At 65.6% G+C, this 12,268-nt stretch carries 4 protein-coding genes and 2 pseudogenes; 5 read left to right on the plus strand and 1 reads right to left on the minus strand.

Going from position 1 to position 12,268, the window contains the following annotated elements; genetic code table 11:
* Positions 1-329: 329 nt before the first annotated feature.
* Positions 330-554: a ubiquinol-cytochrome c reductase iron-sulfur subunit gene (locus OG985_RS01250; RefSeq protein WP_371666513.1), complete on the plus strand. Its 225-nt coding sequence runs from the start codon at positions 330-332 to the stop codon at positions 552-554.
* A 228-nt stretch (positions 555-782) separates the two neighbouring features.
* Here the strand turns inward: OG985_RS01250 and OG985_RS01255 are convergent, their stop codons facing one another.
* Positions 783-2,162, minus strand: coding sequence for an IS1380 family transposase (locus OG985_RS01255; protein ID WP_371666514.1), 1,380 nt, complete (start codon positions 2,160-2,162; stop codon positions 783-785).
* Between the two features lie 757 nt (positions 2,163-2,919).
* On the opposite strand from OG985_RS01255, the gene OG985_RS01260 reads away from it, so the two are divergent.
* From OG985_RS01260 to OG985_RS01275, 4 genes and pseudogenes are all read left to right on the plus strand, one after another.
* Positions 2,920-3,678 (plus strand): FKBP-type peptidyl-prolyl cis-trans isomerase, encoded by a 759-nt coding sequence (locus OG985_RS01260; RefSeq protein ID WP_371674214.1) that lies wholly within the window; start codon positions 2,920-2,922, stop codon positions 3,676-3,678.
* Between the two features lie 120 nt (positions 3,679-3,798).
* On the plus strand, positions 3,799-10,755 hold the full coding sequence (locus OG985_RS01265; RefSeq protein WP_371666515.1) for an FG-GAP-like repeat-containing protein: 6,957 nt from the start codon (positions 3,799-3,801) through the stop codon (positions 10,753-10,755).
* Between the two features lie 409 nt (positions 10,756-11,164).
* Positions 11,165-11,353 (plus strand): annotated as a pseudogene (locus OG985_RS01270) (ISAzo13 family transposase); the annotation flags it as partial.
* A 114-nt stretch (positions 11,354-11,467) separates the two neighbouring features.
* Positions 11,468-12,217: pseudogene (locus OG985_RS01275) on the plus strand (transposase family protein).
* The last annotated feature ends 51 nt before the right edge of the window (positions 12,218-12,268 follow it).

Raw genomic sequence — 12,268 nt, forward strand, 5'->3', positions numbered from 1 at the left:
TGCTGGCGGACGGATTGGTTCAGGTGGAGGGCAGTCCGGCCTGTGCAGTCCGTTGTCCGTGTTTGCTGGTGTTGTGCACGGGTTGGCGGTTAGAGAGGGACGTTCATGGAGGCGGGTTGCAGATCCGGGTGGGTCGGGGTTGCGGCCGGTGTGGGGCGGCGGGCGGTGGTGAGGGACGGACTGGCCGTTGCTGGGCCGTGACGGTACTGGCGGGCTGCGGCAGACGGGAGAAGCAGGGCGCGGTGCGGTAGGAGGCGGCTGCTGCGGCTGCGGAGCTGGCGCGTGGGGATGAGGTGCCTCGGGGCGGGGGCTGGTGGCGCCCGCTGGCAATGTGGTGCTTGCGCGCGGCGAGGACGGCGAGCTGTGCGCTTTTTTTGGTGGTGTGCACGCATGCGGGATGCGTGGTGGCCGAGGTGGCTGATGGAGAAATTCTCTGCCCGTGCCATGGGGACCGGTTCGCTCCGGCGGCGGAGAGGCCGGTCCGCGGCCTGGCCAGGAAACTGCTGCGGAAAGTGTCCGTCGCTGAACCTGATGGGGTGATCGTCACTCGCTGAGTTCCTGGCAATTGACCTTTTCCAGCGGTCGCTCCTGGGTGAACGGTCCTCTTAGCCTCGATCGTTCATGAGTCCTTGTCGGTTTGTTGACGGGGACTCTGCGTTTGTGTGGTGGGGTCTTTTCGGGGCTGGGGCAGGCCGAGGGCCCGGCTCTCGCGTCGGATGGGCGCCGGGTTCCACTTCACCGGTGTGGTGGTGCGGGTTTGTCGGGACGGGCGATGTGGCTGGTCAACCGGGGTTCGGCAGGGCGTGGAGCCTGACGATCGCGTGGCTGATGACAGCGGTCCAGGGCCATCGGGCGGGCAGGCGGAGCCAGCGGCGACGGCCGGTGTTCACGAGCTGAGCGGCGGCGGAGAACAGCCGCAGCCGGAGCTTCTTGGGTTCCCAGCGGCGGGCCTCGCCGGTCAGCGCGAGCATCGGCATCCAGGCGAGGAGGTCGAGCGCGAGGGAGACGATCTCCAGCCAGATCTGGTTCTGGGCCGTGTCGTGCAGGGGCAGATTGCGCAGGCCGGTGGCACGGGCGCCTCGGATGCGGTCCTCGCAGCGTGCCCGTCTGCGGTGACGCAGTTCGAGGTCGGCGAGCTGGCCGCCTTTCGTGTTGGTCGCGAAGCAGGTGAGCCGGTTGCCGTCGAGGTCGGTGAAGCGCAACTGGGCGCCGGGGTGCGGGCGTTCTTTGCGGACGATCAGCCGCATGCCCGTGGGCCAGGTACTCAGGTCGGGCATGTCGGTGATCTCGGCGACCCAGGCGCCGGGCCGCTCGGTGCCGTCGGCGTCGTAGGCGGGTGTCCATGCCTTCTTCGGGATCTTCAGTACGGCCTGGTGGATGGCGTCGGTGGTGGTCATTCCGACGGAATACGACAGCCACCGGCCCCGGCGGGAGAGCCAGTCGAGGAAGGTGTGGGTGCCGCCGGCGGAGTCGGTGCGGATCAGTGTCTGCCGTCCCCGCCGCAGGTGTTTGGGCAGTTGGGCCAGGGCGAGTTGGGCGGTTTCGATGTGGTCGGCGGCGGTGTTGGAGCCCGCGTTGCCGGGCCGCAGCAGGGCGGCCACCGGTTCCCCGGATCCGGCTGGGCCGTGGTCGACGAACGCGACGAGCGGGTGATGGCCGAAGGTCTTCTTCCAGGTCGGGGTGGCGTCCTGCTTCTCGGAGTGTGCGAGCACCAGTACCCCGTCGATGTCCACGATCACTTGGCCGTCGGCGGCCGGACTGCTTGTCCCGGCCAACTCCCAGACCCGCGTGCGTACTTCGGAACGTGCGCCCCGGATTGCCGCAAGAGCCTTCGGGCCGGAGGCGGCGAGCGCGTCGACGAGGCGGGAGACGGTCGGATCGGAGGCCACCGGGCCGAACACAGCCGGCTCGGCCCGCAGCATGCCGACGTCTGCCAGACAGTTGCCGCCGAGCGCGACGGCCAGCGCCACATCCAGCAGGATCTTGCCTGGGTCGTGCACGGCCCGCGGCTTGCGCCACGGTGCCAGTGCCGCCGCTATCGCACCGTCCAGGCCACACTTGCGGGCCGTCTCGACCAGCAGCACCGCCCCGGCCTGCGAGACCACCCCGCGGCCGCCGCCCTCGACACGGACGCGCGGGTACGACCCGCTACTCTTCTTCACCTGGAGAGTGCTTCTTTCCTTGCAGTGACAGGACCCTCGACAAGTCCCATCGTTGCAGGTCAGCAGCACTCTCCGCTTTTTTGATCAAGACCCGGACAGACCCACTCGCGAAAGCGCGAGGTTAGTAGGTTGGCTTCCTCCCGACCTGTGGCAGGAGTCGGCTCCTGCCGGAAGCAGCTGTTACCCGATCGGTGGTCACTTCGAAAAAGGTTTGCGGCTTAGCCGGGGTTCTGGCCGCCCCAAGTGTGGTGTTCGGGCCCGTCGGGGAGTCGGTGATTTTTGGTCCCGCCGGTGGGGGTATGCATTCCGTCGGTTTCATTCGGTTGCCGTTATAGGCCGAATGGGTTGGCGGCCTCTGCTGAGGAATCCCGCCGCGCAGAGTCCTGGCGAGGATAACGCTCGAGGCTCTCGATTGCTGTGCCGGTCTCATTCGCGTGATTCGGATGGTGGATTCCGTAAACCTTTCCCTTTGTATGTTTGAGCGGTATTGAGAGGCGTGATTGTGGCTGGCTGGTTGCGGTATCGGCGGTTTTGGTGTGTGCCGGTGGTGGTGTTTGCGGTGGGTGTGGCTGGGGGCTGTGATGCGGGTGCGGGTGGGGGGCGGTCGGCTGCTGCCCGGCATTCCCCGTCTCCGGTTGCGGTGCCGGCGCCGGTGGCTTCTGCTGCGGTGCTGCCTGTGGTGTCGGGGAAGGCGGGCGGCAGGCCGGTGGTCGGGATTCCGCGTGAGGCGCCGGGTAGGGCGTTCGTGGTGCGTACCGTGTCGGCCGGGAAGGGGCCGGAGGTTCGGAAGGGCCGGGTGGTGGTGGCGCACTATGTGGCGAAGGTGTGGAAGTCCGGCCGGACGGTGATGGATTCCCGGCGCGGTGGCGGGAGGCCGCAGGTGTTCACTGCGGGTGGGGGTTCGCTGTTGCCCGCTTTGGAGCGGGCGGTGGCCGGCCGGCGGGCGGGGAGCCGGGTGATGGCAGTGGTTCCGCCGGGTGGGGTGTTCGGCCTGGACCGGTTGCAGTCGGCCGGTGTGTCGGCGAAGGACACACTAGTTTTTGTTCTTGACATTGCCGCGGTGATCGATCCGGTTACGGCGGTGGCAGGCACCGCGCGTCCGGCTGCGGGTCTGCCGCGGGTGGACAGTTCGGCGCCGGGGCAGTTCGCCCTGACGGTGCCGGAGGGTTCGCCGCCCCGGCGTCTGGTGGCCCGCACGCTGATCGCGGGTTCGGGCCGGCCGGTGGGGCCGCGCAGCAGGGTGTTGGTGCACTACGCCGGAGCCGTCTGGGCGTCCGGCCGCGGCAAGCCGGCCGAGGTGTTCGACTCCACCGCCCAGCGGGGGCAGCCGGTGCTGGTGCGTATGGGTGCCGGTGAGGTGATCAAGGGCTGGGAGGAGGGGCTGCGCGACCAGAAGGCCGGCAGCCGGGTCCTGCTCGTGGTCCCTCCGGGCAAGGCGTACGGGACGCGGTCACACGCCGGCGTCCCGGCGGGCTCCACTTTGGTGTTCGCCGTCGACATCCTTGCCGTCCTGTAACTGCCGGAATCTGTTGTTTCCAGCGCGTGAGAATTCCGACCCTCGCCACCTCCGTGTTGGGGAAATCGAGGTGGGAGGTCGGGGTGTGAGGGGCTCTTCGAGGGTCCTGCTTTCGGCGCGGTGCGCGAAGTGACTGGGCAGGCCGGTCGCCAGGTGCTGCGCCCTTTCTTGTTTTCCTCTTCTTCTGAAAGTCGTGTCATGTGGAAATTGAAGAGACGGTTGTTGAGATCGTCGGTGGCGGCGGGAGTTGCTGCTGCTCTGGTGGGGTCGATTGGACCGGTGGTGTTTGCGCCGGGTGCGGTTGCGGCCGATGGCCCGCCGGTACCGAAGCATCCTCTGCCGGTTCCGTCGGGTGATCCCGCGGCGGCGGCGAAGGCGGGTTATCTGCCGGGTTCGGGGAGTGTGGGGCCGAACGGGGCGTTTACCTATGGGATGCCGCTGACTGTGCCCGAGGGCCGGGCCGGGGTGCAGCCGCAGCTGTCGTTGAACTATTCCAGCAGCGGGGGTGATGGGGCTTTCGGGCTGGGCTGGTCGTTGTCGGGGATGGGCTCGTCGATCACCCGGTGCGCCACGGCTCCGGACAGTGAGGGCGCCCGGTCGGGTATTTCCTACGACAAGAAGGACCGGTACTGCCTGGACGGGGCGAAGCTGGTCGGTGTGGGTGCGTCCGGGCCGGGGCAGTCCGGCGAGTACGGGGCTGACGGCACCGAGTACCGGACCGAGAGCGACGGTTTCGCCAAGATTGTTTCGGTGAACGCCAATAATCCGGATATGGGCCCGGACAAGTTCCTGGTCTACGGCAAGGATGGCCGGATCAGCACGTATGAGGCGCAGGCGGCGCTGCGTACCACCGATTCCGTCAATCTGGCGAAGGAGTGGGAAGAGCTCAGGACGGAGGTGTATCACACCCCGGACGGGACGGTTTTCACCAAGCGGATACCGGACATCATGTCCGCGCCGTATGTGAAGCAGCATTCGACGGTGCATTCGATGCCGCGGGTGATCTGGCTGCTGAAGAGTGTGAAGGACCGTTCGGGCAATGAGATGCGGTACACCTATGACCCGACGACGTCTGCTCAGTTCGGCAACAAGTATCCGCTGAAGAAGATTGATTACACGTTCGGGCCGGGCCGGGATGCGGCCCGGAGTGTCGAGTTCGCCTACGAGTCCCGTCATGATGCGACGTCCGCGTGGGTGAACGGGGTGCGGTACGTCAACGACGAACGCGTCAAGTCCGTCACGATGAAGGCGCCCAACCCGACGGCCACCACCGCGGTGCGCACCTACAATTTCACCTACCGGGGTGCGGGCACCGCGGACCATGACAAGACGCGCAGTCTGTTGTGGAAGGTCCAGGAGTGCGGGGCGAAGGGCGGCTGCCTGCCGTACAGAGAATTCAGGTGGACGGGGGCGGAGGATCTGCCGTCGTTCACCACCTCATCTTTGGGGAACTGGAATCCTGCTTCCGAGCCGAGCCCCGACGGCCTGCGTCCGTCTGCGCAGGTGCTGGACGTGGACGGTGACGGCAGCGACGACCTCCTGACCCAGAACAGCAGTGCCACCGGACGGCAGGTCGAGGCGCGGCTGGGTTCGCGCAATGCGGCGGGAGTTGTCTCGCCGCTTGCGGACCGGCGGCAGGTCAGCGGGGTGGGAGGGTTCCCGGACGTCCTGCCGGTCGGTAACGCGCCGGGGCTGGACCTGCGGGAGGGCCGGCCGGTGGACATCGAGGGTGATGGCACACCGGAGTTCATGGTCAAGACAGTGGATCTGACCGGGACGCATGAGCGGATGCTGCGCTGGAACAAGGGGGCGCACCGGTTCGACAGCACCAGTCTGGTCTTCGACGCCGACGGCTATTTCTCCGATTTTGCGGACCTTGACGGCGACGGTTTGATGGACCGGATCTCGGCGGATGTTCCCAGCGCGAGTCCGGATGAGGGCAACCGGCGGACCTTGTCGGTGCGGATGAACAAGGGCGGTGGCACCTTCGGTCCCTCGGTCAACTCCGACATCCCCGGCAAGTGCCCGGGGGCGCGTGTGTCCGACACTGATGGTGACGGACGAGCGGACCTGATCCTGGACAAGCCGCTGACCACCCCCGACTACAACGGCAAGTTCGCGTGTTCGACGGGGCAGCACACCGTTGCGGTGCGTGCCGGCAGTGACGGCTCGGGCGCTCTTCAGGCTGTGCCGGGCAAGGGCGCGGATGACGCCGTGGGGACGGGCGGCTGGAAGTTTTCACCCCTTGCGCCGCAGGGAGTGTCTTCGCGGAAGGTTTCCTCACCGGACGACGCCGAGGGTGGTCTCTATCTCGGCTACAGGTTCAATGCACTGGCCAATTGGATTATCCGGCCCGGGGACTATAACGGCGACGGCCTGCAGGACACTCTGATGATGTCCAAAGTGCAAGGTGCGGACAGTGTCATGCTGTGGAACACCGGTGCCGGTCTCTTCTGGGACGGCAAGGCCGTGCAGATTCCTCTGGGGAGCCTTCCCGCCACGGAAGAAAATGTTCAGGTCGCCGACGTGAACGGTGACGGCCGGGACGACGTCGTCGGTTTCCGGTCGGAAATCGACGGTCCGGTGCAGAAATATGTGGCCATCATGCTGTCGAAGGGGGACGGCACGTTCTCGGTCGATGAGGTCACGGCCGGTCCGATCGACCGGATGGCGAAGCTGGGTGACTTCAACGGCGACGGCCTTCTCGATCTGCTGCGTGCCGAGAAGACCGCACTGAAAGTCATGATCCAGAACGCGCCTCAGTCCGGCGGAACGCGGATCAGTGATGTGCGCGACGAGGATGCACCATATTCCCGGAATGTAGTCACTTACTCGCAGGAGTGGAATGACCACCCGGATCTGATGGGTGAGGACACCTGCCAGGCACCGTTGCAGTGTATGCGGCGGGGGATGACGGTGGTGCGGGAGCTGCTCACCCGTGAGCACGGGCTGATGACGTCGCTGGGTTCGAGTGAGTACTTCTCCTACCGGGATCCGGTCGCGCATGTCCGGCAGGGTTTCCTCGGTTTTGGTGAAGTAACCAGCTGGAAGCCCACCCGGCCGTCGCAGACGGTCACCACCTACGATCTGCGGACCACGTTCGACGGGGGGAAGCGGTATCCGTTCGCGGGGCGCCCCAAGACGGTGACCACGGTGACGCCGATCCTCAGCCAGAACGAGGTGGCGGACAAGCCGGCCGCGGCGAATGCCCGGATTTCGGTGACCGGCAGCAGTGACGAGTACCGGCCCGGCAACGGCGGCAAGACGTTCGCGGTGTTCCCGAAGAACACCGGCACCGACGTGTGGGATCAGAGCGTCGCGATCAACTGGGGCGAGTCACTGGCCGGCTCTGAGAATGCACAGCACGTCGAGTGGGTGGAGCACCAGCCGCAGAGCGGCCCCGACAAGCAGGTCAAGGCCTCGAGCACGTATGACTCCTACGGCAATCTCACCGACACCACCAGTGCCACGACCGGTGGGGTCAGCGGCAGCACACACACCGATTTCGACCTCTCGCCGCAGCGGCAGCTCGACTGGCTGGTCGGCCTGCCCGAGAAACAGACCGCACAGCAGACCGAGGCCGGCACCAGCAGCCCGGTGACCACCGTCACCGGTTTCGAGCACGACGAGCGTGGTCTGCCCACCGCAGTGCACACCGAGCCGGGCAATACGGACGAGCTGCGCAGCAGTGCGCGCACCGAGTTCGACGGCCTGGGTGTGCCGGTCAAGATGACGGCGAGTGCGCCAGGCCGGCCGGACCAGGTCACCCACCTCGAATACGACAACGGCAAAATGTTCGGCTCGACGCAGCCGGATGAGCGGATCTACCCCTCGCAGACCTGGCAGGAGTATGCGGTGGCCGCCTACCGGCCCACCACCTGGCAGGCGGTCCACCCCGCGCTCGGCGTCACGGTTGCGACCGAGGACGTCAACGGCACCGGCTCCACGACATCCGTCGATGACCTGGGCCGCCCGGTGCGCAGCGAGGCCGACGGTACTCAGCCGACCACCCTCGCCTACGCCCCCTACAAGGTCACTGCGGGCGGGAACGTGCTGGGCATGCAGGTGACGGCCACCACCGGCCAGAACGTGACGAAGACGGTCACGGCGCCGGCGGGCAACACCCACCTGACCACCACCACCGGTTTCGCCGGGGAAACGGTCACCACCGCCACCGGCTACGACAACCTGGGCCGCGTCGCCTACACCACCCGGCCCTCCGCCGGCACCCCGGACCCGTCCGAGGCGACGTCCGTCTTTTACGACAGCCTGGACCGGCCGACCGAGACCGAGTACCCGGACGAGACCAACTCGAGCGTGACCTACCCCTCGTTCTTCACCACCCAGACCGAGGATCCCCGCGGCGCGAAGACCGTGACCACCACCGACGTCGACGGCCGGATACGCACCACCGTCGGCAAGCTCCGCAAGCCGGGCGGCACCACCGCAGACGTCACCACCACCTACGCCTACAAGCGGCTGCAGAGCGTTGTCACGGACGACAAGGGCAACAAGACCACCACCGACTTCGACATCCTGGGCAGGCCCACCAAGCTGACCGACCCCGACCGGGGAACATCCACCACCAGCTACTACGGCAACGGACAGGTCAACACGACCACCCGTCCCGGCCAGCAGACCGGCTACCACTACGACGCCCTGGGCCGCCCCACCTCGACCGTCGCTGACGTCGGCGGCACCAAACGCACCGACACCTACGTGTGGGACACCGCCCAAAACGGTGTGGGCCAGCTGGACCGTGCCACCAGCGGCGACAACATCACCACCGCCTACCGCTACGACGACATGGGCCGCCCCATCGGCACCGACTACACCGATGCGGCCACCAACACCACCTACAAGACCGACCAGCACTACGACGCCCAGGGCCGTCCCGACACGATGACCTACCCGGCCGTTCCCGGCCGCAACCGCCTGAGCGTGTCCCCCACCTACAACACCTACGGTCACATCAGTGACATCAAGGACACCACCGACCCGCAGGCCCCCAAGCAGCTGTGGCACGCCACCGCCCGCAACGCGGACATGGCCCTGACCGCCGCCACCCTGGGCGCCGGCGCAACCATCAGCCTCAGCAACACCTACAACCCGCAGACCGGCCGGCTGGAGAAGTCCACCGCCGAACGGGCCTCCGACAAGGCAGTCCTGCAAAACCGCGGATACACCTACTACGACGACGGCATGGTCCACACCCGCACCCAGACCGACACCACCGCCAACCGCAGCGAAACCTTCACCTACAACGACTTCGACCAGCTCACCGGCTGGAACCTCACCAACGGCCCCGACCCCCAACTCACCACCAGCTACGGCTACAACACCATCGGCAACCTCGAGACCGTCACCAACAACAAGGGCCTGACCGACACCCGCACCTACGGCCGCAACGACGGCACCCTGCCCCACGCCCTGACCAGCCGCACCACCACCGGCGGCGAACCCGCCGTCGACGAGACCTACACCTACGACACCCTCGGCCGCCAGGAAGCCACCAAGAAAACCACCACCACCCTCAGGGCCACCACCTACACCCCCTTCGACCTGCCCCGCACCGTCACCAAAGACGGAAAAACCACCACCTTCGCCTACGACGCCTTCGGCACCCGCATCAAGAAAACCGGCCCCGACGGCACGTCCTTCACCCTCCCCGGCCTCTTCGAGGACCGCACCGACACCGCCGGCAAACACTCCTACGTCTTCTACCTCACCGGCCCCGAAGGTGCCATCGGCCAGGCCGTCCACGACGCCACCGGCACAAAAATCGACTACACCCTCACCGACCAGCTCGGATCCGTCTCCACCACCGTCAACGACACCGGCCAGATAGGCCAGACCTTCTTCTACGACCCCTACGGCGCCCGCACCACCGCCGCCGGCACCCGCACCACCACCACCGGCAGCCACACCCACGGCTACACCGGCCAGGAACACGACGACAACCTCGGCCTCATCAACATGAACGCCCGCGCCTACGACCCCGACCAAAACCAGTTCCTCACCCCCGACACCGTCCTGAGCAACCACCCCTACAACTATGCAAACGCCAGCCCCCTCAACCACACCGACCCCACCGGCAACGACCCCACCTGCCCCCTCGGCCTCTGCCCCAGCAACAACGTCACCGCCGGCATCATGACCGCCGGCGCCATCGGCACCGGCCAATACCAGTCCGGCTACGAAACCCCCGGCGGCCCCGGCGGCATGTCCGGCCTCGGCGGCGGAAACTTCGGCTTCGGCAACCCCTACGGAACCTTCGGCAACGCCGGCTCCGACGGCGGCTCCTTCACCCCCATCATCAACAACACCCAACAAATCCTCGACGACATCAAAGCCACCTACGACGACTACGTCTACACCTGGGACCGCCTCCGAAACGAAGGCATCTCCTACAGCCTCACCGACCCCTACGACGAACTCGCCGGAATCAACCGCGAAACCTACAACACCAACGTCGGCGCCGTCATCGACACCGCCGCCATAACCGCCGCAGCAGCCAGTCTCGCGTATGGCACTGCGGAAGTTTTGACCCACACCGGCATAGGGAATCTCGACTATTCGGCATGGCAAGCTGTGGGCGATATCGTTGACATCTTGGACGAAGGTCAGAAACTAGGCGGTTCATTTTTGGAACCGGTTCTTGATCCGACGACAGATGGAGTCAACCCTTGGTGTGGCACCTATAACTGCATAGGAGCCTCGATTGCGGACGATGCCACGGCGAATAACCACCCCGCCCTCGCAGTTCCAGCTTACGAAGAGAAGGATGCAGGGTACGTCTGGGATATTGAAGATTATCAAAGGTCTCTAGGCATTAAAGAAGGCGTACTGACGGCCAGCAATAACAGTCAGCTTGAGCGGAGAATTCGCAGCATGGGAGACGGTTCCCGCGCCATAGTAGTTGGACACAATCACTCCATACCTAAAACTCTAAACCACACATTCACCGTCAGGAACGTGGGTGGAATTATTGAATGGCGAAACCCGCAACGAGTTGCTGTCGATATAGAGAGGAGGGCTCGCGGATATAGAGGTTTCTGGATATTTCGTACCAAATAGTTGGCTGTGGAAATTAAGGATCTTGCCGCAAGGCTCCGCGGTTACCCAGCCACTCAGTCCGGTAACAGGGCTATCGCCCACGACGTGATGCACGATATCGGTCGCGGGGTCGGAGTCTTGACATAAAGAGGGCCGTACGGGTTGAGCGTGTGGGACGAACCTCGCCCGTACGGCCCTTTCTCATCGCATCTGTACCGACGTCTCCCCGGACGTAACTTGGCCGGCCCACTCAGCTTCTTCGAGTTGGCTACCGATCAGGTGAGGTTCCGCGAGCGCAACGAGCGAGGCCCCCGAGCCGTTGATCGAGATGTCTGACGTCTCAACCAGCTGCCCGGACGCCTCGTTGGTCATCTATCCTGCCGCACTCGACCTACCCCATGCGCTCGTAGAGTGAGTCTGATTCGACGCCGGGGACCCGGTGATCGGCGTCGATACGAAGAAGAAGGAAATCGTGGGGTCGTACGGGAACGGCGGCCGCGAGTGGCGGCTCGCAGGCGACCACGTGCAGGTCAGCACCCATGACTTCCCGGACAAAGTACTCGGGAAGGCCGTGCCCTATGGCATCTATGACCTGGCTGCGAACACCGGCTGGGTCAGTGAGCTTGTTCAGTTCGGCCACTGATCGGGTGACGTGTGGTGAGGGCGGAACGGGCAGAGCCCCAGGGCTGTTGAGCGAGGTGTCTACGCTCAACTCTTCAGCCTTGGGGCTCTGTTGGTTCCTTATCGTGCCGTACTCGATGTCCCGCATGCCCTCGTGGAGTGGCTGACGATACTGATCGTCACCCGGGAGGGTGACCGAAGATGCAAGCTGTCCCCGTCGCGGCGGGCCCTGGTCGCACTGGTGTACCTGCGGAAGAACGACACCCTGCGACAGCTCGCGGCCGGTTTCGGCATCGGTTTGGCACCGCCCACGCCCATGTCCACGCGGTCGTGGCACTTCTGGCCGATCTTGCACCGGGATTGACAGCGGCCCTGAGATCGGCCGACACCCGGTACGTTCTTCTGGACGGGACACTCGCCGAATGCGACCGAACCGGCGACGGCCGCGCGGACTACTCGGGCAAACACCGCCGACACGGCGTGAACCTACAGGTCGTGGATAGCACCAGATGGAACACTCGTCTGGATTTCGCCTGCTCTGCCGGGTCGTACTCACGATCTCACCGCGGCCCGCCGACACCGGATCATCGCCACCTGTATCCGTCTCGGCATCCCTGTCATCGCAGACCGGAGCTACCAGGGCGCCGGCGACATCGTCGCCGTCCCGCACCGACGCAAACCCGGGAAAGACCTCACACTCAAACAGAAATGCGTCAACCGGGCCCACTCCCGACTTCCTTGGCCTGTCGAACGGACCATCGCGGAGATCAAGACCTGGCGCATCCTCCGCAAAGCGCGCTGCCACCCCACCGCAATCACGTCAATCACCAAAGCCATCCTCACCCTGGAGACTCACCGCTGAACAAGCTCAATTGCTCCGCACCCAACCCGGTTGTAACCTGCCAGCTCAACG

Origin of the sequence: Streptomyces sp. NBC_00289 (genome assembly GCF_041435115.1) — a bacterium.
Lineage (GTDB): Bacteria > Actinomycetota > Actinomycetes > Streptomycetales > Streptomycetaceae > Streptomyces.